Raw genomic sequence first — 21756 nt, forward strand, 5'->3', positions numbered from 1 at the left:
GCTATTTCCAGCCTGCGATCACATAGTCGTCCAACAGCTGCCACACCGTCCCCGCCTCGCTGAAACCGGCCTGCCTGAGGGCCGCGAGCTGGAAGTCCACCGGCGTCGGCGGCGGCACCGGGCGGCCGGCGAACAGCGCTTCACGCTCGGCCTGATAAGCGGCCAGCGCCGGCGATTGCAGCGCGCCCGCAAACCAGCGATCCCAATCCTCAACGCCGTTGTCCCAGGCGCGCTGTTGGGTCTGCTCATCATGCCGCTCCGCCAACGCTTTCAACCGCGGCTGACGCTGGTCATAGCGCTGATGATCGGCGTTGAGGAATACGCCGCCGTCGGCCAGCAGCCCGGCAACGTTGCGGTACAGCGCCAGCTGCTGCTCGGGCATCAGCCAGTGCAGCGCCGTGCTGGACACCGCCGCCTGTGGCGCGGGGCCGGACAGCGCGGTAAAACAGGCCGGATCCGCCAGATCGGCCTGCAGAATGCGGATCCGATCGCCGTATTCCGCCAGCGCCCCGCGCGCCACCGCCAGCAGCAGCGGATCGAGATCGATGGCGGTCACTCTGGCCTGCGGAAAGCGCTGCAAAATGCGCAGGCTCAGCGAGCCCGGGCCGCAGGCCAGATCCACCACGTGAAAATCCTGGCCGGCGGCCAGCGCCAGCACCTCCAGCTGGGCGTTAAAACGCGCTTCCCGTTCGGCGATGTAGGCCGCCTGCTGACGATCCCAGGAGTCCAGCAGCGAAGAGAATGAAACGGCAGTCATATTAAGGTTCCTTGTTGGAAAAAGTCGCAGCCTGCGGCGGCAAGGCCGCCAGGCCCCGAATCAAACGGCCCAGCGCCACCACGGTGCGGGCGGAAGGGTCCATGTCGTAACCGGGGAGGATCACGTAGCGCCGCTGACGCACGGCGCGAAGCGTCGCGGTCAGCGGGTGATGCTCCAGAAAGGCAATCTTGTCGGCCGCGCTGTCGCCGAAGCCGCCGCGCGGCAGATCGCCAAGCACGATCGCATCCGGATCGCGGGCGGCGATAACCTCCCAGGACACCGTCGGCCACAGCTCGGGCCGATCGCCGAACAGGTTCTCGCTGCCGACGCTGAGGCTCAGCAAACCTGGCGCGCCGCAGCAGCCCGCCACGTAGGGCGTTTGCGCGCCGGCATACCACCACAGCAGACGTAAATGCGGCAGCGGCGCGTGCTGCGCCTCAAACGCCTGAAGTTGCCCGCGCAGCCGCGCGATCAGCGCTTCACCGGCGCGCCTGACGTTGAAAATACGCGCCAGCTCCCGTAGCTCGGTGAAAATGTCTTCGAACGTCAGCGCGGCGGCGATCGCGCTTTGCTGGCCGCTGCAGGCGCCAGGAGAGAGATAAGTGCCGATGCCCCATTCCGCCAGCCGCGCCCGATCGGGCGTTTCCGGGCTGTGCAGCCAGTAATAGCTGGCCGAATAGACAAAATCCGGCCGCATCAGCAGCAACGCTTCCGCCGTGGGCGGCGCCGGGCTGGTGGGCGCCTGCAGCGCATTGGCCGACGCCGTCGGCGCGGGATCGCGCGCGCGGTCATACCCGACCACGCCGATCGCGCGGCCAGCCAGCCCCAGCGCCAGCAGGTTTTCCAGCGCCGGGTTGGCGTAAACCAGCACCCGCTGCGGCGGCTGCGGGTAATCGTGCGTTACCCCGCAATTTTGCAGGCTGGCGGCATCGGCACGCAGCGGCGCGCCCCCGCCCAATCCCAAGGCGCACAACAGCAGAGCAAGCCAGCGTTTCACGCCGTCAGAACCTGACCGACACGAAGGTTTCATAACTGCGCGGCGGCGCGATCAGCGCCTGATCCGGGTAAGTGCGCTGATAGGCATACAGCTGGTTGGTGGCGTTGCGAATGCGGAAACCGACATCGACGATCGGCGTCAGCTGATAATCCGCCGCCAGATCGAGCGTGGTGTACGCGCGCATCTTGCGCCGGTTGGCGTCGTCGTTGTAACTGCTGCCGACGTAGCGCAGTGAAGAAGCCAGCCCCAGGCGCGCCGTCGCCTGATAATGCACGCTGAGGTTGGCGGTCCAGTCCGGGATATAGGCCGGGCGATTGCCGTTGTAGCTGCGCAGCGGGCTGCCGCCGCGATAGTCGTCGTAGCGGGCGTGCGTGTAGGCGGCGTTGCCGGCCAGCTCCCAGCGCTCGTCGGGACGCAGCACCACGCCAAGCTCGATGCCGCGCGACGTCTGTCTGCCTACCGCGTTCAACGCATCCGGCCGCTGTGCGTCGGGCACAAACAGGTTGTCCTTGCGCAGTTCGTACAGCGCCAGCGTCGCCTCGCCCTTGTTACCCCAGAACTGCCCTTTGGCGCCGGCCTCCCACTGGCGCGCTCGCGTCAGCGGCAGATCGGTCTGCGTTGGGCTGAGGAAGAACAGATCGTTGCCCGGCTCCTGGCCGGTGGTGTAGTTGGCGTAGAGCGTGAGGTTATCGGTCAATGCATAGCTGGGGCCCAGGCTCCAGGTGCTGAAAACGTAGGTGTGCGCGCGGCTCTCTTCCTGCGGCCCCTGGAAGCGCCAGTCCATGTTCATATGGTTGTAGCGCAGCTGGCCCAGCAACGCTAAACGCTCGGTCAGGCTGAAGCGATCCTCGAGAAAGGCGGCGTACTGGTTCTGGGTAACGTGGCGCACCGGCGCGCGTTGGCGGTCGGTACCCTGGGCGAACGGCTCTCGGGGCGGCGCGCCAAGCGGTACGTCTTCCGAGCCGGGGAAGCCGTTGGAGTAATACTGAAAATGCCGCTTGCTCAGATCGAGGCCGACCAGCAACCGGTTATCGAAACCGGCGATGGCGCGGTCGAATACCAGCGAACTGCGGTTGCCGATCAGATCGTCGTCGTGCGCCAGGGCACCGAAGGAGTCGCGGTTGACGTCGCCGGGCCGGGCCGCCGCCGCGACGCGAAAGCGTTCGACGTTGCGCCACTCGCGAAAGCCGCTGTAGTAATAGAATTGGTTATGCCATTCCACTTCGGGCGTCATAAACCAGTCCAGGCTGGCCTGAAATGCGGTGGCGTTGCTCTGGATGCGGCTGTCGGTCAGGTTGTTGTAATTGATGTCGCGCAGCTCGCTGGCAATGCGCCCGTCCAGCAGCGGCGTGCCGTAGTAAGGGTTGTTGGTGCGATTGAGCATGCGGTCCAGGCTCAGCGTCAACAGCGCATCGTCCGTCAGCTTAAACAGCAGCGAGCCGGAAACCCGCTTCTGCCGATCGCGTTCATACTGCACGTTGCTGCCGCTGTCGTTGCCGCTGACGTCCAACCGGTACGCCACCGCATCGTCCACCAGCGCGCCGCCGGCCCCCAGATGCAGACGCTGGCTGCGGTAACTGCCGAAGCCATAATCGAGCTCGAGCGGCTGGCGGCTGAAGGTCGGCCGCCGCGAGATCAGGTTGACGCTGCCGCCCGCGGCGCTCAGGCCGTTCAAGGCCGATCCCGGCCCGCGCAGTACCTCGATGCTGTCGTAATGCGCCGGATCGCCCAACTGCAGCGTGCTGCCGGGCATCTCCACGCCGTTATACAACCAGGCGATAGGCCGGAAACCGCGCGCGGAAAAGTTATTGGACAACGTTGGCGAAGCGACGCCGGACAGACCGGTGGCGTGCTCGACGGCGGCGGCCAGCGAGCGGTCGCCCCGCTGTTGGATCGCCCTTGCGCTGATGATATCGACGCTGCGCGGCGTCTCCCGAGCGGTCAGCCCGAGCTGCGAAGCGCTGCGGCTCACGGCGCTCAACGCATCGTAGCGCCCGGCGGGGGCCGCCGCCTCCACGGTGAGCTGTTCTTCGCACCCCGTGGCATTGCGGGCTTTATCGCAGTCGGCAGCGAAAGCCAGCGGCGCCGTCAGTGCGCCGCCGACCCAGGCGGCGGCAAGGCATAAAGATTTTCTGGGCGTGACAAGACGCCGGCGTGTCGTACTCATGTGGAGCATCCCTGTGGTGAAATAAAAACCGGCCGCAGCCGGCGTAAAGCCTTATCGTTTTTTAGTTATGTTATATTATAACAATAAAGCAATGCCAGTCTTTATTGCCCCGCGCTCCACCGCACTGCGTTTGGCGCTTTGCCGCCAAATCGGCGACAATAAGATTTTTGCCGCCGACAGGATGCGCTATGCAGGCCGAAATTCTTCTGACTCTCAAACTCCAGCAAAAGCTGTTCGCCGATCCACGCCGCATCGCGTTGCTGAAACAGGTGCAGCACACCGGCTCCATCAGCCAGGGCGCCAAACTGGCGGGCATCAGCTACAAAAGCGCCTGGGACGCCATCAATGAAATGAACCAACTGGCGGAACAAACAGTGGTGGAACGCGCCACCGGCGGTAAAGGCGGCGGCGGCGCGCAGCTGACGCACTATGGCCAGCGGTTGATCCAGCTGTATGACCTGCTGGGCCAGGTGCAGCAAAAAGCTTTCGACGTATTGCAGCAGGACGATCTGCCGCTCGACAGCCTGCTGGCGGCCATCTCGCGCTTCTCGCTGCAAACCAGCGCGCGCAATCAGTTCTTCGGCACCGTCATCGAACGCGATCATCAGCAGGTGCAGCAGCACCTGGCGATTTTGTTGAACGACGGCACCACTCGCCTGATGGCGGCCGTCACCCAACAAAGCGCCGACCGGCTGCAGCTGACGCCGGGTAAAGAGGTGCTGGCGCTGATCAAGGCGCCCTGGGTGCGGTTAAGCGTCGATACGGCGGAGCATACCGACGCAGATAACGCGCTGGCAGGCGTGGTGGCCGGCATTCAGCCAGGCGCTGAACACAGCGAGGTGCTGGTGACGCTGGCGGGCGGCGAAACCCTGTGCGCCACCCTGACGACGGCGGAGTTGCAGCGTCTGCAGCTGAGCGTCGGCGCCGCCGTACACGCCCTGTTCAACGCCGATCGCGTGATTGTCGCCACGTTGTGTTAAGCGCAACGTGACGTTGCGTTTTTGTTGATTGACATCCCCCTGCAATGCGCCTATTTCTAAGGCAAATAATTGCAAAAAAAGGAACAGGTGATGTCGTCGTTGCACATTTCGCAAGGTTCATTCCGCTTAAGCGATACCCGCACCCTGACGCTGGACGCGCTGGAAATCCAGGCTGGCGACAGCTGGGCCTTCGTCGGCGCCAACGGCAGCGGCAAATCTGCCCTGGCGCGCGCGCTGGGGGACGAACTGGTTCTGCTGAGCGGTGAACGCCGCAGCGATTTTCAGCACGCGGTGCGCATCTCCTTCGAACAGCTGCAAAAAATGGTCAGCGACGAGTGGCAACGCAACAACACCGATCTGCTCAGCGCGGACGAGGACGACACCGGCCGCACCGCAGCGGAAATCATTCAGGAAGAGGTGAAAGACGCCGCGCGCTGTGAGCGGCTGGCCGCGCAGTTCGGCATCACCGCCCTGCTGACGCGCCGCTTCAAATACCTCTCCACCGGCGAAACGCGTAAAACCCTGCTGTGCCGGGCGCTGATGCCCGAGCCTGACCTGCTGATCCTCGACGAGCCCTTCGACGGGCTGGACGTGCACTCGCGCGCGCAGCTCGCCGCGTTGCTGAGCGAGCTTTCCGCCCAGGGCCAAACCGTGGTGCTGGTGCTCAACCGGTTCGACGAAATTCCGGATTTTGTCCGGCAGGTGGGCGTGCTGGCGGACTGCACCCTGACCAGCCGCGGGCCGCGCCGCCAGGTGATGGCGGACGCGCTGGTGGCGCAGCTGGCGCACAGCGAAAATCTCAGCGGGCTGGCGCTGCCGGAGACCGAGGATCCGACGCAAAAGGTGACGCTGCCGGCGGATCGGCCGCTGATCGTCCTGCGCGACGGCGTCGTCAGCTATAACGATCGGCCGATCCTCAATCATCTCGACTGGCAGGTTAACCCCGGTGAACATTGGCAGATCGTCGGCCCGAACGGCGCCGGCAAATCCACGCTGCTCAGTTTGATCACCGGCGATCATCCGCAGGGCTACAGCAACGATCTGACGCTGTTCGGCCGCCGCCGCGGCAGCGGGGAAACCATCTGGGAGATCAAGCGCCATATCGGCTACGTCAGCAGCAGCCTGCATCTGGATTATCGGGTCAACACCAGCGTACGCAACGTGGTGCTGTCGGGGTTCTTCGACTCGATCGGCATTTATCAGGCGGTGTCGGATCGTCAGCGGCAGCTGACCGAACAATGGCTGGCGCTGCTCGGGCTCGACGGCGCGCACGGGGATGCCCCGTTCCATAGCCTTTCCTGGGGCCAACAGCGGCTGGCGCTGATCGCCCGCGCGCTGGTGAAACACCCGGCGCTGCTGATCCTCGACGAGCCGCTGCAAGGGTTGGATCCGCTCAATCGCCAGCTGGTGCGCCGCTTCATCGACGTGCTGATCGGCCAGGGTGCCACCCAACTGCTGTTCGTCTCGCACCATGCCGAAGACGCGCCGCAGTGCATCACACACCGCCTCAGCTTCGTGCCCGACGACGAAGGCGGCTACGGCTACCAACAGCAACGGCTGGAGGCGGCCTCCGCCTGAAACGCGGCGTAAACATATCCGGCAACACTTCACCGCAGCACATCACATTTGGCCTTTTATCATAGAAAGAAAGAAGGCCACTTTCTGGAGACGCCATGTCCGCTGCGTTGATTATTATCGACCTGATCGAGGATCTGATCGGGCCCAAAGGGCGCGCCAACCACTGCCGCGAACAGGTGCTGGCGACCCACCTTCTCGCCAACGTCAATGCCGCCGCGACCTACGCCCGGGTGCGAAAAATCCCGGTGATTTGGGTGCGGGTGGGATTCGCCGACGATTATCATGATATTCCCCCCCACTCGCCGCTGTTCAACCATTTGAAACAGATAGGCGCGCTGCGGCTTAACAGCCCGGGCTGCCGCTGGGTGCCCGAACTGCATCAGGAAGAGACCGATCTGCAGTTTGAAAAAACGGCGGTCAGCGCCTTCTCCGGTAACAATTTGTTAGCCTGGCTGCGGCAACATCGGTGCCACCATTTGCTGCTGGCGGGCATCAGCACGCCGCTCGCCATCGAGAGTACCGCGCGCCAGGCGCACGACGCCGGCTTTCAGGTGACCGTACTGCACGATCTGTGCGCAGCGCCCACGCAGGAAATCCACCAGCAGAGCCTGGATACCCTGCAAAATCTGGCCGAAATCACCCGTTCGCAGGCCTGGATGAAAGGCTAACTCTCATCGCCGCCGGTCGTGTGGGCCGGCATCATGCACGAATACGTCACTGCCCCGACCTTTAGCGTCATCTTGGTGTGCTACTATCCGCTTTAGCGCTCAATCTCGCCATCATCGCACGCCGCAAAGGCGCTGAGCGCCGTGTACATATTTAAAGGGACATCTTATGTGGGGCGTATTGGCTGCTTCGTTATTTTTCTTGCCGTTTAACCGGCTGATAGCCTGGGTGATCCTGGCCGCCTCGGCGGGCATGGGGCTTTATCATGGGGTGCTGACGCCGCTCAGCCTGAGTTATCTGCTGGCGATCGTAGCGTTGGCGGGGCTGCGTCACCATTTTCGCGAGCAGCGTAATCTGGCGATCGCGTTCGAAGGGTTGGTGGTCGCCGGCTGCGTCGCGCTGTTCTTGCATCTGGTACCGGGCATCCACAACCAGCTGATGATCGACGGCGAAAAAGCCGGCCCGCTCAGCGCGCCGTTCACCATGTATTACAACTTCGACAAGGCGATGGTGCCCTTCCTGCTGTTCGCCTGCTTGCCCACGCTGTTCAGAACCGATAAAGCGGAAAAAAGCGTCGCCTCGGGTTCCTGGATTGCATTGATCATCAGCGTACCGGCGCTGTTGCTGCTGGCCGTGGCGCTGGGTGGCTTAAAAATCGAGCTGCATGCGCCCGCCTGGATGCTGCCTTTCGTGATGGCGAACCTGTTCTTCGTCTGTATGGCCGAAGAAGCGCTGTTTCGCGGTTACCTGCAACAGCGCCTCAGCCAGTGGCTGGGCGCCTGGCCGGCGCTGATCGTCGCCTCTTTGGTGTTCGGCGCCGCGCATTTGGCCGGCGGCATGCTGATGGTGATCTTCGCGACGCTGGCCGGGGTGATCTACGGCCTGGCGTGGATGTGGAGCGGCCGCCTGTGGGTGCCGATTCTGTTCCATTTCGGGCTTAATCTGACCCATCTGCTGTTCTTCACCTACCCGCTGTATCAGCATCCTTAACGGCTGAAGCCGGCAGAGAGCCCCTCTCTGCCGGCTGGTTGAGTGAAAACGCTATCACCATTATCTCACCGCAATGCCCTCTATCACGTTACCACCGGCTTTTCTCCGCCCATCCGGCGCATTTCAATGAAGTGTAAACGATTCCATTTTTCGCGTTAGATCACCTTTTTACCGTCGCGAGCGTGCTATCTTTTTTCGCAATGACCTCTCCCTGTTCAGCAACGGGCGTATTAAGACGGTAACTGGAAACGATTACACCTCGTCGACGCCAAGAAAGGAACCGTATGACGGAATTTGACCCTATCGACCATCCGCACCGCCGCTACAACCCGCTGAGCGGCCAGTGGGTGCTGGTTTCACCGCACCGCGCCAAGCGCCCCTGGCAGGGCCAACAAGAGGCCGTCCCGACGGAAACGCTGCCGGCGCACGATCCCGACTGTTTCCTGTGCCCGGGTAATGCGCGCGTCACCGGCGATCGCAACCCGGATTATCGCGGCACCTACGTCTTCACCAACGATTTTGCCGCGCTGATGAGCGATACGCCGCCGGCGCCCGACAGCCAGGATCCTTTGATGCGCAGCCAGAGCGCGCGCGGCGTCAGCCGGGTGATCTGCTTCTCTCCCGATCACAGCAAGACCCTGCCCGAATTGCCGCTGCCGGCGCTGGAGCAGGTGGTCGCCGCCTGGCAGGCGCAAACCGATGAGCTGGGCAAGCAGTATCCCTGGGTACAGCTGTTCGAAAACAAAGGCGCGGCAATGGGCTGCTCCAACCCGCACCCGCACGGGCAGGTCTGGGCCAACAGTTTTCTGCCGAACGAGGCCGAGCGCGAAGATCGCCTGCAGCACGAGTATTTTCAGGAACACGCCTCCCCGCTGCTGCTGGACTATGCGCAGCGCGAGCTGACCGCCGGCGAACGTATCGTGGTGAACACCGAACACTGGCTGGCGGTGGTGCCCTACTGGGCCGCCTGGCCGTTTGAAACGCTGCTGCTGCCGAAAGCGGCGGTGCAGCGCATTACCGATCTCAGCGCGGCGCAAAGCCAAGATCTGGCGCTGGCGCTGAAGAAGCTGACCAGCCGCTACGACAACCTGTTCCAGTGCTCCTTCCCCTATTCGATGGGATGGCACGGTGCGCCGTTCAACGGCGCCGACAACCGACACTGGCAGTTGCACGCCCATTTCTACCCGCCGCTGCTGCGTTCAGCCAGCGTGCGTAAATTTATGGTCGGTTACGAGATGCTGGCGGAAACCCAGCGCGATCTGACCGCCGAACAGGCCGCAGCGCGTCTGCGCGCCGTCAGCGATATTCATTACCGTGAAGCCGGAGCCCAAGCATGAGCCTGAAACTGCTTACCCATTCCCTGTTTACCGAACACTTCGGCTACGCGCCGGCGTTGACCATCCAAGCGCCGGGGCGGGTGAACCTGATCGGCGAACATACCGATTACAACGACGGCTACGTGCTGCCCTGCGCCATCGATTATCAAACCGTCATCGCCTGCGCCAAGCGCGACGACCGTCAGATCCGCGTACTGGCCGCCGATTATCAGAATCAGCAGGATCAATTCTCGCTCGACGATCCGATCGTCAGCCACCCCGATCAGCGCTGGTCCGACTATGTGCGCGGCGTGGTGAAGCACCTTCAGCGCCGCAGCGCCGACTTCGGCGGCGCGGATCTGGTGATCGCCGGTAATGTGCCGCAAGGGGCGGGGCTCAGCTCCTCCGCCGCGCTGGAAGTGGCGGTGGGCCAGGCGCTGCAGGCGCTCTATCAGCTGCCGCTGGACGGCGTCGCGCTGGCGCTGAACGGCCAGGAGGCGGAGAACCAGTTCGTCGGCTGCAACTGCGGCATCATGGACCAGCTGATCTCCGCGCTCGGCCGGCGCGACAGCGCTCTGCTGATCGACTGCCGCTCGCTGGAGACCCGTGAGGTGCCGATGCCGGACAACGTCGCGGTGGTGATCGTCAACTCCAATGTGCAACGCGGGCTGGTGGACAGCGAATACAACACCCGCCGCAAACAGTGCGAGGAAGCGGCGCGCTTCTTCGGCGTCAAGGCGCTGCGCGACGTCAGCCCCGAACAGTTTGAAGCGCGTCAACACCAGCTCGATCCGTTAGTGGCCAAACGCGCACGCCATGTGATCAGCGAGAACGCCCGCACGCTGGCAGCGGCCGACGCGCTGGCGGCCGGCGATCTGCAGCGCATGGGTCAGCTAATGGCGGAGTCGCATGCCTCGATGCGCGACGACTTTGAAATCACCGTGCCGCCGATCGATAAGCTGGTCGAGATCGTCAAAGCGGCGATCGGCCCGCGCGGCGGCGTGCGCATGACCGGCGGCGGCTTTGGCGGCTGCATCGTCGCGCTGATGCCGCAGGATCTCGTGGAGACGGTGCGTGCCGCCGTGGCGCACGAGTATCCACGGCAAACCGGCGGATTACAGGAAACCTTCTATGTCTGCCAGGCTTCGCAAGGCGCCGGCCTATGCTGACGGCAACGGCGGCACTTGCCCCTGATGGGCAACCTTATCAGCTGACCCAGCTGCAAAACGCCGGTGGCATGGCGGTGACGCTGATGGACTGGGGCGCCACCTGGCTGTCCGCCGTCTTGCCGCTCAAATCCGGTGAAAAGCGCGAGCTGCTGCTCGGCTGCCACAGCCCGGCGGACTACCCGCGTCAGGGCGCCTATCTGGGCGCCACCGTCGGCCGTTACGCCAACCGCATCGCCAACGCCAGCCTGCCCATCGACGGAAAACCCCATGCGCTGGCCGCCAATCAGGGCGCCCACCAGCTGCACGGCGGCCCCGACGGTTTTCATGCCCGCCGCTGGCGCCGGGTACAGCACGATGCGCAACAGGTCTGCTATGCGTTGCATTCAGCGGAGGGCGATCAGGGCTTCCCCGGCAATCTCGACGTGCAGGTTTGTTACCGCCTGACTCACGACAATCGTCTGGAAATCAGCTACCTGGCGCAGGTCGATCGCCCCTGCCCGATCAACCTGACCAACCACGCCTATTTCAACCTGGACGGCGCCGGCACCGACGCTCGCGCCCAGCGGCTGCAGCTGTTCGCCGATCGCTATCTGCCCGTCGACGCCGAGGGCATTCCCTGCGCCGATCTGACGCCGGTGGACGGCAGCGGCATGGATTTTCGTCAGCCGAAAACGCTGCTGCAGGATTTCCTGCGCGACAGCGACCAACAGCGGGTGAAAGGCTACGATCACGCATTCCTGCTGCATCGTACCTGTGGGGCGCTGGAGAGCCCGGCGGCCCATTTGTGGTCCGCCGACGGGCAAGTGCAAATGAGCGTGTTCACCGACGCGCCTGCGCTGCAACTCTACAGCGGCAATTACCTGGCCGGCACGCCGGCGCGCGATGGCGGCAGCTACGCCGACCATGCCGGCGTGGCGCTGGAGAGCGAGTTTTTGCCGGACAGCCCACACCATCCCGAGTGGCCGCAGCCGGACTGCTGGCTGCAGCCGGGGAGCCGCTACCGCAGCGCCACGCATTATCAGTTTTATCCTATCTGACCCGCTACGCCCCTCGCCGTGCGGCCGGGGGCAATTTGTTATAAATGCTTACCTTTTAGCGCTATCCCCCCACCGGCGCCCACCTTCCCTTATTCCAAAGCGCGCACTACACTCAGGCTACCGTGATAAGCACAACGCCTTGTGCAACGTCACCATTTTCGGCCGATGGCGGCCAATCAATAGCTGAAGGAACACCTATGCGTCTGATTACTGCACTTCCATTGCTGGCGGGCTTAATGCTGAGCACCAATCTGATGGCGGCCGACGCGACGACGGCGACGAAAACGCCTTCTCCGGCGCAGGCGGCCCAACAGAAACGCATGACCGATTGCAACCAACAGGCATCCACCAAATCGCTGAAAGGCGCCGATCGCTCCACCTTCATGAGCACCTGTCTGAAATCCGAAGGCGCCGCCGCGACGGGCAAAACCCTGACGCCGCAGCAGCAGAAAATGAAAAGCTGCAACGCCGACGCCAAGACCAAGGATCTGAAGGGCGACGCACGTAAAACCTTCATGAGCAACTGCCTGAAAAAATCGGCCTGATTTTCCCCGCGCCACGGCGCGCCCGGAGCAATTTCGGCGCGCCATTTCCCCTTCGCAGCGCCAGCCTGAACGATTCAGCTTTTTCCTTTCGCCAGCCCTTACTTTGCGGCAAGAAATTGGCTATGGTTAGACACTATCGATTGCCGAGCCCCGGCCCGCGGCAATATAATGATTTTCGTTATCATTGAAATGTCAGATTATTAAGGAGTTAAGCTATGGCTGTAACTAAGCTGGTTCTGGTGCGTCACGGCGAAAGCCAGTGGAACCAAGAAAACCGCTTCACCGGTTGGTATGATGTCGATCTGTCCGACAAGGGCCGTACCGAAGCGAAAGCAGCAGGCAAGCTGTTGAAAGAAGAAGGTTTCACTTTCGACTTCGCTTACACCTCCGTACTGAAGCGCGCGATCCACACCCTGTGGAACATCCTCGACGAGCTGGATCAGGCCTGGTTGCCGACCGAAAAATCCTGGAAGCTGAACGAACGTCACTACGGCGCGCTGCAGGGTCTGAACAAAGCGGAAACCGCCGAAAAATACGGCGACGAGCAGGTGAAACAATGGCGTCGCGGCTTCGCGGTGACCCCACCTGAGCTGACCAAAGAAGACGAACGTTACCCTGGCCACGATCCGCGCTACGCCTCGCTGACCGAGCAAGAGCTGCCGCTGACCGAAAGCCTGGCGCTGACCATCGATCGCGTTATCCCTTACTGGGACGAAGAGATCCTGCCACGCATCAAGAGCGGCGAGCGCGTGATCGTTGCGGCGCACGGCAACTCGCTGCGCGCGCTGGTGAAATACCTGGATAACCTGAGCGAAGACGAAATCCTCGAGCTGAACATCCCAACCGGCGTGCCGTTGGTGTATGAATTCGACGAGAACTTCAAGCCTATCAAACGTTACTACCTGGGTAACGCCGACGAGATCGCTGCAAAAGCGGCCGCCGTGGCAAACCAGGGTAAAGCGAAGTAATTTCGCCCGTTAACGAAAAAGCCCCCGGTGAAAGCCGGGGGCTTTTTTATTACTGCTGCGCCATCGCCTCATTCACCGCGTCCAGCCGTTCCTGCATCGCCGGATGGGTGCTGAGCCAGGCCGGCAGCGCCCAGCCGTCAGCCGTTTCGCGTTCAGGCGCCTGCGCCAACGCGCGATAGATAGCCGCCATTTGCGCCAGCGAACGCCCCTGCCGCTGCATTTCCGCTATCGCGAACGCATCCGCCTCGCGCTCCATCCCGCGTGAAAACTGCATCTCATTCACGAAGGACGCAGACTGCAGCAGCGTGTCGCCGATGCCGCTGACGTCGCCGGTCATCCACATCAGCGTCAACGCCACCAGTGACGAACGCACCAACATGCGCATCGGGTGACGATGAGCGTGATGCCCCATCTCATGTAACATCACCGCCGCCAGCCCATCGTCGTTTTTCGACAGGGCGACCAGCCCATCGCTGAGCACCAGCGTGCCGTCCGGCAACATAAAGGCGTTCGGCGCCCCGGGCACCGCCATCAGCTTCAACGACAGCGGCGTACGCTCCAGACGCATCTCGGCCGGCATCACCTGCCGGAACAGCTGCTGCAACGCCTGCTGCCGCTCAGCCGGCAATGCGGAGGGTTCAAAACCGCTCTGGCTCAAAAACGTCTGCGTATGCTCGCCCAGCGTCTGTTCCACCGAAGTGGGGATGCGCATGGCGATTTCGCTGCTCGCCCACGGCAGCACGACGTTAACGTAGGCCACGGCGGCCAGCAGCGTCATCAACAGCGCCAGGGCGACGCCGCGTTTATGGCGCTCCAGGCGGTGCACCCAACCCGGCGAACGGCGCTGATAGAACCAGCGGCGAAAGGCCGCATCGTCGTTCGGCACAAAGCGCGCGCCGTCCTTGAAGGTCAGCGTCAGCGGGATATTGCCCAGCGCCGCAGAGACGGTGATGTCCGCCAAGGGGATGTAACGTTGCTCATCCTGCCGCTGCAGCGTCACGCCCTCGCCGCTTTCGTTCACCAGCAGGCGAGCCGCCTCACGTGCGGCCCGCCCCGGCAACTGATAGGCGCCCTCGAGGATCATCGGCGCCTCAGAAGCTGCCACCCAGATCCAGCGCCTGCACCGCTTCTTCGGCCACCGCACTGTTGGCGGTTTCCTGATGCGCCGCGATGTCCAGCAACGCCAGATCGCCTTCGACCGCCGTGCACTCCGCCAGATAACGGGCGTGGCGCACTTCCGCCACCGGCACGGCGAAACCGAGCGAGAACAGGGTGATCAGGGTATTGGTGATCAACAGCCCCATATACGGCAGCGTTTGCATGGAAGAGTGCAGTTTAACGTTGCCGTTCAGCGTCGCCTGGTTAAACAGATAGTTGCGTTGGGCGACGACCTGATAGCTGCCGGCGATCAAGGCGCCAATCAGCAGCACCACCATCATCAGCAGCAGACTGCCAATATTTTCCAACACCAGCAAATCGGCGGTTTCATCCGTCAGCATGCCCATCAATACCATTTGGTACAGGGACAGTATGAACGACCCCATACATACCAGCGCAGCCAACATAAACGGCAGGAAAATGAGCAGGCCGATCAAGGCAAATTTGATAAAGGCCGACTTTTTCAGCTCGGCAATAAACGGCGTGCGGCCGAAGAACAGATTATTAACATACAGATCGTGCTGCAGCGCGCTAATAATACCGTTGACGGCGGCGAATGCCGGCACGGCCAACAGCAGCGTAAACACCAGCATCAGACCGATGGCGTTGATGCTGTCAAAACCGCTGCCAATGCTGAGCAAAATGATTAAGGCGACATAAAGCCCGATAATCAGTAATAGCGGGCAGAACAGTAACGCCCAATAAGCGCGCCCGGTGCGGCAAACATAATTAAAACGCACGCCGCGATAGCTCGACATAATCGCATTGTAGCGCCAGCTGCGGATAACGATCCACGGCAGCAGGGCAAGCAACACCAGCAAAGCCAGCAGCCCCAACAGTGGCGTTACCGCCAACAGGATATAAAATACGATGAGGCCGCCGATCACCAACAGCCGCCCTTTCAGAATTTGCAGCGGCTGCGCATGGTAGTCGAAACGATCGCCGTCCAATTCCGTGTTGCCGTAAAAATAGCGGCGACGACGCACCGTCGCCCAGGCGGAATAGATGCCCAGGGTCACGATGGTCAATAATGCATTGACTAACCAAATAGCGAAGTACTCGCCGCCTTTCCCATGGAATTTAATCCGGTGCAGCCCCAGCGGCTGCGAGGTATTGCTTGTCATAATTCTTTCGTCCTGAAAGGAATAGGTCATACCACTCCCCGCTTATTTGTCATGCGGGGTTTGTGGAATAAAAAAGCGTCTTATATAAGCACAATGCCATGAGCAGTGACAATTATTCTTTTATTAAATAGGAATAATGCGAAGGTGGCCGCTTAATGATTTAATTGGCCTATCAATTGTAAGCCTTAAATAAGTGGGATATATAGAGGTGCAATGACAAGGATAAAACAAGGGCCCGCTGCCGGGCCCTTGTCATTTTTGCGATTAGCCGCGGCGCGCTTTCACCGCCGCCGCCAGATCGCGCAGCACGGTTTCGGTGTCCTGCCAGCCGATGCAGCCGTCGGTCACGCTCTTGCCGTAAACCAGCGGTTCGCCGCTTTCAAGGTTCTGGTTGCCTTCCACCAGGTGGCTCTCAATCATCACGCCGATGATCGCTTTTTCACCGCCGCTGATCTGCCCGCAAACGTCAGCGCTCACGTCCATCTGCTTTTTGAACTGTTTGCTGCTGTTGGCATGGCTGAAGTCGATCATTACCTGCGCCGGCAGCCCGGCTTTGCTCAGGCCGGCTTTGACGTCCTTCACGTGCGCCGCGCTGTAGTTCGGCTCTTTACCGCCGCGCAGAATAATGTGACAGTCGCCGTTGCCGCTGGTGTTAACGATCGCCGAGTGGCCCCACTTGGTTACCGACAGGAAACAGTGCGGCGCGCCGGCGGCGTTGATGGCGTCAATCGCCACCTTGATGGTGCCGTCGGTGCCGTTCTTGAAGCCCACCGGGCATGAGAGGCCGGAGGCCAGCTCGCGGTGCACCTGCGATTCCGTGGTGCGCGCGCCGATGGCGCCCCAGCTCATCAGATCCGCCAGGTACTGCGGCGTGATCATGTCGAGGAATTCGCCGGCGGCCGGCAGACCGCTGTCGTTGATCTCCACCAGCAGCTTGCGCGCCAGGCGCAGACCGTCGTTGATGTTGAAGCTGTTGTCCATCTGCGGATCGTTGATCAGGCCTTTCCAGCCCACGGTGGTGCGCGGTTTTTCGAAGTATACGCGCATGACCACTTCCAGCTCGCCCTTCAGTTCGTCACGCAGCGCCAGCAGGCGCCCCGCGTACTCTTTGGCGGCTTTAGTATCATGGATAGAGCAAGGGCCAATCACCACCAGCAGGCGATCGTCGCTGCCGCGGAGGATATTATGAATTGCGCTGCGGGCCTGGGACACCGTCTTCGCCGCGCGTTCAGTGGCCGGGAATTTCTCCAGCAAAGCCACCGGCGGCAGGAGTTCCTTAATATCATTAATGCGTAAATCGTCGTTTTGGTAATTCATAGCTTTTCCATTCGGTATCGAGGGGTATTTCGCAGTGCGTAACGGTGTAGATCCCAACAATCTAGCCTGTGGGAATGGCGCTGTAAATCACCTTTGCCCCCCTCCGCTGGAACCGCCAAATTAACAGCAGATTGTGCTGTTTCATCAGGGGAGCGCAGAGCCTCCTTTTTCGCTATGCTAGCGATCGGAATATAAAGCGACCCGAGTTGAACATGCCCTCTCTGTTATTAGTTGATGACCACCCGGTGGTTCATGTCGCACTGGAAGCGGCGCTAATGAAATCATCCCGCCCCTACCGCCTGCAGGCAGCGCAGGACGACGTCCAGGCGCTGGCCCTGCTGGCCAAGGCCGCTTTCGGCCTGGTGATCCTGGATATCGGCCTGCCGCAGGTCGACGGGCTGCAGCTGTTGAAAAAAATCCGCCGCTACTACCCGCGGCAGCCGATCCTGATCTATACCGCGCAGGAGGCCGAGGTCTATGCGCGCATGGCCCATGCCGCCGGGGCCAACGGTTTCGTCAATAAAGGCAGTTCGTTGGCAGAGTTGTTGCAGGCGATCGAGCAGGTGCTGGACGGTGAAACCCACTTCCCCGCCGCCGCGCTGGCCGAAGAGGCGCCGACGGCGGACGGTGGGCTGCTTACCCCCAAAGAGCTCGAGGTGCTGGGCTTGCTGAGCCAGGGGCTGTCCAACCTGCAGATCGCCGATCGGCTGCACATCAGCAACAAGACCGTCAGCACGCACAAGAAGAACATCCAGCGCAAAACCGGCGCCGGTAATCTGCTGGAGCTGGTGGCGGTGTTTAAAGAGCTGGCGCCATGATGCGTCGCGCCCTGCTGCTGCTGATCCTGTGGTGCGGCCTGGCGCAGGCGGCGGCGCCGGTGCGCTATCAGTTGGTCAGCAATCTGAATACCCCCGAGAACATGCTGATCGTCGGCGAGAAAAACCCCTGGCGCGACCGAACGCTGCGCATCGGCATCATCAGTGAGAACACCAGTCCGTACAACATCATCGTGGATGACGATCTGTACGGGCTGAACGCCGACTACCTCGGCTATATCCAGCAGGTAACCGGCATTCGCTTCGCCATTTACGGCTTTGCCGATCTGACGCAGCTGGAGCAGGCGCTGCACGACGGCAAGGTCGACCTGCTGTACGGCATCCCGCAGAGTGAGGCGCTGCACGGCCTGGCGATCTCTCAGCCCTATTACGTCAGCAACCTGCGCGTATTGCGCGATCGCAGCAACGATCGGCCGGTGATGCTCAACTCCGCCAACGCCCGCGTCGCGATCGGCGCGCTGACCGACATGCAGTCCGGCGGCGCTCTGCAGGCCGTGGCGTCGCAGATCCAGCGCTACGACAACAATCTGCAGGCGGTCTACTCGCTGCTCAACGGCAGCAGCGACTACTTTATCGCCGACGAGGCCAGCGCCAGCTTTATCATCGACCAGCTGCAGCTCGGCCAGCTCTATCAGATTGAAAGCAACGAGAATCTGGGCAACCTGTCCTTCGTGTTCGCCGCCGCCGACTCACGGCTGATAGACACGCTGGACACCGCCATCGCCGACGCGCCGATGGAGCTGATGAACGCCCTGCAGAGCCGCTGGAGCAAAAAGATCCCCAGCTACCTCGACACCGGCAATGCCGACCTGACGACGATGGAGAAGAATTGGGTGGCGAGCCACCGCGTGGTTTACTACGCCGCCATCGAGAACAACTTCCCGTTCGCCTACCGCGGCTCTGACGGCCAGCCGCGCGGCTACGCCATCGACATTCTCAACATCATCGCGCAAAACACCGGGCTACGTTTCGCACCGCTGTGGGCGCGCAACGCCGAGCAGGCCGATCAGCTGGTGCAGTCCGGCCAGGCCAGCTTCCGCGCCGCCCTGCCGCTGGCGCGCGGCGTCAAGGCGCGCTACGGCGCCAGCATGCCGATCCACCGCTCGCTGTGGGGCGTTTACGTCGGCCAGCACGCCGACGGCATTTCCACCTGGAACGATTTGGCCGGCAAGCGCATCGGCGTGCTGCAGGGCGATTTGGCGCAGGGGCTGGTGCCGGAACAGGAGCAGACCATCAGCTTCGCCGACAGCAAGTCGATGTACGACGCGCTGGCCAACGGCCAGTTGGATGCGCTGGTGGATAACGTCATCTCCGCCAACTTTTTGGCGCTGTCGCGCTATTCCGGCGCCATCAAGCTGGCCTTTGCCGCCAACAACATCCCCTATCCGGTGGCCTTCGGCGTGCGCCGCGATCAACCTCTTCTGTTGGCGATCCTCGATAAGAATCTGATGCAGATCCCGGCGGACACCCTGCAATCGCTGCGCGACGAGTGGATCGTCGACCGCAGCAATCTTATCGACGCGGTGAATGACAACCGTATGCCGCCGCAGACCACCTGGTTGCTGGCGCTGCTGGCCGCCGCCACCGTGCTGCTGCTGGCGCTAACGCTGCGCCGTTTCATGCTGCAGCGCCGTGAAAAACGCGAACGCGAAGAACTCGAGCACGCGCGCCGCCGCGCCGAAGCGGAAAACCGCATGAAGAGCAAATTCCTCGCCACCGTCAGCCACGAGCTGCGCACGCCGATGCACGCCATCCTCGGCCTACTGGAGCTGGAGCTCAAACGCCAACCCGCGCCGGAAGGCCTGCCGGTGATATACAGCTCGGCCTCTTCGCTGCTCAACCTGCTCAACGACCTGCAGGATCACGCCCGGCTGGAAACCGGTTCGCTGACGCTGGCGCCGAAACCGGTGGCGCTGCGCCCCTGGGTAGCGCGCATCGACGCCCTTTACCGACCGCTGATCGGCGAACGCCCGTTGACGCTGAGCGTGCTGGCGGATCCGGCGCTGCCGGAGGCGGTGATTATTGATGGTGAGCGTTTACTTCAGGTAGCTAACAACCTGATAAACAACGCGATAAAGTTTACGCCGCGCGGCACTATTCAGGTCGAGATCGGCTGGCGCGCGCAAGATGAGCGACAGGGGGAATTGCGATTAACGGTGAACGACAGCGGCTGCGGCATCGCCGCCGATGAAATAGGCAAGCTGTTCCAACCGTTTTACCGCGCGCGCGGCGCACAACGCATCTCGGTGCAGGGCACCGGTTTGGGACTGTCTATCTGCAAAGAGATCGTCGAACAGATGGGCGGCCGCATCGAGCTGCACTCGCAGCCGGGCGTCGGCACCCGCGTCGAGGTCGCGATACCGGTCGAGCTGAGCGGCGCAGCGCCGGCTGTCGCCCAGGAGGAGCACACCTATGCTCTGCCGTCTCCCGCCTTGCGTACCGCGCTGATCGACGATCACCCCACCAATTTGTTGCTGCTGGAACGCCAGCTGCGCCACTTCGGGCTGCAACCCGCCCGCTTTGAACAAGGCTATGCGCTGTTGAAGGCCCAGCGCCGGCAACCGTTCGATCTGCTGTTTATCGACTATAACATGCCGCGCCCGGACGGGCTGACGCTGACCAGGCTGATCCGCCGCGACGAACAGCGGCTGCAACGCCCGCCTTGCCGCATCGTGCTTTGCTCGGCAGACGTGCAGGAGTTTACCCGCATCCCGCCGGGGCGGGTGGCGATCGACCACTTCCTGACCAAACCGATTTCACTGGCGGCGATCGGCCAGGTATTGGCTCAGCAGCCGCAGGCTCAGGAAGAAAAGTCAGTCCTTACTGACCTGCGACAAACGCTGGCCGAAATGGCAGGTGACGATCGCGCCATGCTGCAGCGGCTGGCGCAGACGCTCGGCGATACGCTGCGCCAAGACCGGCAGCGGCTCGCGGACGCCGTCGCCGCGAGCGACTGGCCGCGCCTGGAGCAGGCGGCGCACCGCATCAAGGGCAGCCTGCTGATGCTGCAGCTGCCGGAAGCCGCGCAGCTGTGCCAGCAGCTGGTGGATACCGCACGTCGGGGCGAGCTTGCCGCCGCCGCTTATACTAAATTAAAGGCGTTAGTGGCGCAGATAGAACCGGAGCTGGACGCTCTGCTCGCCGCCGCCCCCTCTTTCGCTATGCATAAGGATGAATAATGTCGGACACTCCACACGTACACCTGCCGAAAGACAGTAATAGTAAACGCCTACTGACCGCTTTTTTAGTCACCGCCGTCTTTATGGTGGCCGAGGTGGTCGGTGGCCTATTGTCCGGCTCGCTGGCGCTGTTGGCCGACGCCGGCCATATGTTGACCGATGCCGCCGCGCTGCTGGTGGCGCTGATGGCGGTGCACTTCTCCCAGCGCAAGCCCAACGCGCGCCACACCTTCGGCTATCTGCGCCTCACCACCCTGGCGGCCTTCCTCAACGCCGCGGCGCTGCTGGTGATCGTGGTATTCATCCTGTGGGAGGCGATACGGCGTTTCTTCGAACCGCAGCCGGTGATGGGTACCCCAATGCTGATCATCGCCGTAGCGGGGCTGCTGGCGAACCTGTTCGCCTTCTGGTTGCTGCATCGCGGCAGCGAAGAGAAAAATATCAACGTGCGCGCCGCCGCGCTGCATGTGCTGGGCGACCTGCTCGGTTCGGTGGGCGCCATCGTCGCCGCCATCGTCATTCTTGCCACCGGCTGGACGCCGATTGACCCGATCCTGTCGGTACTGGTCTCCTGTCTGGTGCTACGCAGCGCCTGGCGGCTGCTGAAGGAGAGTTTCCACGAGCTGTTGGAAGGCACGCCGCAGGAGGTCGATATCGCCAAGCTGCAAAAAGACCTGTGCCTGAATATCCCGGAAGTGCGCAACATCCATCACGTGCATGTCTGGCAGATCGGCGAACAGAAGCTGATGACGCTGCATGCGCAGGTGATCCCGCCGCATGATCACGATGGGCTGTTGCAACGCATTCAGGCTTATCTGTTGGAACACTACAAGATTGGCCACGTGACCATTCAGATGGAGTACCGGCACTGCGAGACACCGGACTGCGGTATCAACCGGGCGCCGGAGCCGAGTGAACACTCACATGCCGAAGCGCACTCCCATCTGGGACATCGTCACTAAACCAAGAGGG

At 62.2% G+C, this 21756-nt stretch carries 18 protein-coding genes; 12 read left to right on the top strand and 6 right to left on the bottom strand.

Annotation, left to right across the window (positions count from 1 at the left end):
• Window position 1: 1 nt before the first annotated feature.
• The 3 genes from ACUTSC_RS09010 to ACUTSC_RS09020 are packed head-to-tail and all read right to left on the bottom strand — an operon-like array spanning window position 2 to window position 3921.
• On the bottom strand, window positions 2-757 hold the full coding sequence (locus ACUTSC_RS09010; protein ID WP_197773787.1) for a methyltransferase domain-containing protein: 756 nt from the start codon (window positions 755-757) through the stop codon (window positions 2-4).
• Between the two features lies 1 nt (window position 758).
• Entirely contained in the window at window positions 759-1754 is a 996-nt protein-coding gene (locus ACUTSC_RS09015; RefSeq protein WP_445653282.1) for an ABC transporter substrate-binding protein, read from the bottom strand.
• Window positions 1755-1758: 4 nt separating this feature from the next.
• On the bottom strand, window positions 1759-3921 hold the full coding sequence (locus ACUTSC_RS09020) for a TonB-dependent siderophore receptor (RefSeq protein WP_445653283.1): 2163 nt from the start codon (window positions 3919-3921) through the stop codon (window positions 1759-1761).
• 188 nt (window positions 3922-4109) lie between these two features.
• On the opposite strand from ACUTSC_RS09020, the gene modE reads away from it, so the two are divergent.
• The 9 genes from modE to gpmA all read left to right on the top strand — a co-directional run bounded on the left by modE (window position 4110) and on the right by gpmA (window position 13170).
• The gene (gene modE, locus ACUTSC_RS09025) at window positions 4110-4901 is read left to right on the top strand and encodes a molybdenum-dependent transcriptional regulator (protein WP_197766729.1); all 792 of its coding nucleotides are present in this window, start codon (window positions 4110-4112) and stop codon (window positions 4899-4901) included.
• Between the two features lie 90 nt (window positions 4902-4991).
• Entirely contained in the window at window positions 4992-6479 is a 1488-nt protein-coding gene (gene modF / locus ACUTSC_RS09030; protein WP_197766730.1) for a molybdate ABC transporter ATP-binding protein ModF, read from the top strand.
• A 95-nt stretch (window positions 6480-6574) separates the two neighbouring features.
• Window positions 6575-7147 (top strand): cysteine hydrolase family protein, encoded by a 573-nt coding sequence (locus ACUTSC_RS09035; protein ID WP_142109428.1) that lies wholly within the window; start codon window positions 6575-6577, stop codon window positions 7145-7147.
• Window positions 7148-7313: 166 nt separating this feature from the next.
• Window positions 7314-8135 (top strand): CPBP family intramembrane glutamic endopeptidase, encoded by an 822-nt coding sequence (locus tag ACUTSC_RS09040; protein WP_197766731.1) that lies wholly within the window; start codon window positions 7314-7316, stop codon window positions 8133-8135.
• A 284-nt stretch (window positions 8136-8419) separates the two neighbouring features.
• Entirely contained in the window at window positions 8420-9472 is a 1053-nt protein-coding gene (gene galT / locus ACUTSC_RS09045) for a galactose-1-phosphate uridylyltransferase (RefSeq protein WP_445653284.1), read from the top strand.
• On the top strand, window positions 9469-10620 hold the full coding sequence (galK, locus tag ACUTSC_RS09050; RefSeq protein WP_197766733.1) for a galactokinase: 1152 nt from the start codon (window positions 9469-9471) through the stop codon (window positions 10618-10620). The genes galT and galK overlap by 4 nt, the downstream gene beginning before the upstream one ends.
• On the top strand, window positions 10614-11657 hold the full coding sequence (gene galM / locus ACUTSC_RS09055) for a galactose-1-epimerase (RefSeq protein ID WP_445653285.1): 1044 nt from the start codon (window positions 10614-10616) through the stop codon (window positions 11655-11657). The genes galK and galM overlap by 7 nt, the downstream gene beginning before the upstream one ends.
• 197 nt (window positions 11658-11854) lie before the next feature.
• A complete protein-coding gene (locus ACUTSC_RS09060) occupies window positions 11855-12202 on the top strand; it encodes a PsiF family protein (RefSeq protein WP_033642211.1) in 348 nt (115 codons plus the stop codon).
• Window positions 12203-12417: 215 nt separating this feature from the next.
• Window positions 12418-13170, top strand: coding sequence for a 2,3-diphosphoglycerate-dependent phosphoglycerate mutase (gene gpmA / locus ACUTSC_RS09065; RefSeq protein WP_033647147.1), 753 nt, complete (start codon window positions 12418-12420; stop codon window positions 13168-13170).
• A gap of 49 nt (window positions 13171-13219) precedes the next feature.
• Here the strand turns inward: gpmA and ACUTSC_RS09070 are convergent, their stop codons facing one another.
• From ACUTSC_RS09070 to aroG, 3 genes are all read right to left on the bottom strand, one after another.
• Window positions 13220-14254, bottom strand: a complete 1035-nt coding sequence (locus ACUTSC_RS09070) for a M48 family metalloprotease (RefSeq protein WP_197766931.1) — start codon at window positions 14252-14254, stop codon at window positions 13220-13222.
• 7 nt (window positions 14255-14261) lie between these two features.
• Window positions 14262-15452: a DUF898 family protein gene (locus ACUTSC_RS09075; RefSeq protein ID WP_197766735.1), complete on the bottom strand. Its 1191-nt coding sequence runs from the start codon at window positions 15450-15452 to the stop codon at window positions 14262-14264.
• A 264-nt stretch (window positions 15453-15716) separates the two neighbouring features.
• Window positions 15717-16769, bottom strand: a complete 1053-nt coding sequence (gene aroG, locus ACUTSC_RS09080; protein ID WP_197766736.1) for a 3-deoxy-7-phosphoheptulonate synthase AroG — start codon at window positions 16767-16769, stop codon at window positions 15717-15719.
• Window positions 16770-16981: 212 nt separating this feature from the next.
• Between aroG and ACUTSC_RS09085 the strand changes: the two genes are divergently transcribed.
• Genes ACUTSC_RS09085 through zitB form a run of 3 tightly spaced genes read left to right on the top strand, consistent with a single transcriptional unit; the run spans window position 16982 to window position 21746 of the window.
• Entirely contained in the window at window positions 16982-17587 is a 606-nt protein-coding gene (locus ACUTSC_RS09085) for a response regulator (protein WP_197773789.1), read from the top strand.
• Complete coding sequence (locus ACUTSC_RS09090) at window positions 17584-20784, top strand: ATP-binding protein (protein ID WP_197766738.1); 3201 nt, start codon at window positions 17584-17586, stop codon at window positions 20782-20784. The genes ACUTSC_RS09085 and ACUTSC_RS09090 overlap by 4 nt, the downstream gene beginning before the upstream one ends.
• On the top strand, window positions 20784-21746 hold the full coding sequence (gene zitB / locus ACUTSC_RS09095; RefSeq protein ID WP_033637476.1) for a CDF family zinc transporter ZitB: 963 nt from the start codon (window positions 20784-20786) through the stop codon (window positions 21744-21746). Before ACUTSC_RS09090 ends, zitB begins: the two co-directional genes overlap by 1 nt.
• Window positions 21747-21756 lie beyond the last annotated feature (10 nt).

The organism is Serratia sp. TSA_105.2, from assembly GCF_052692115.1.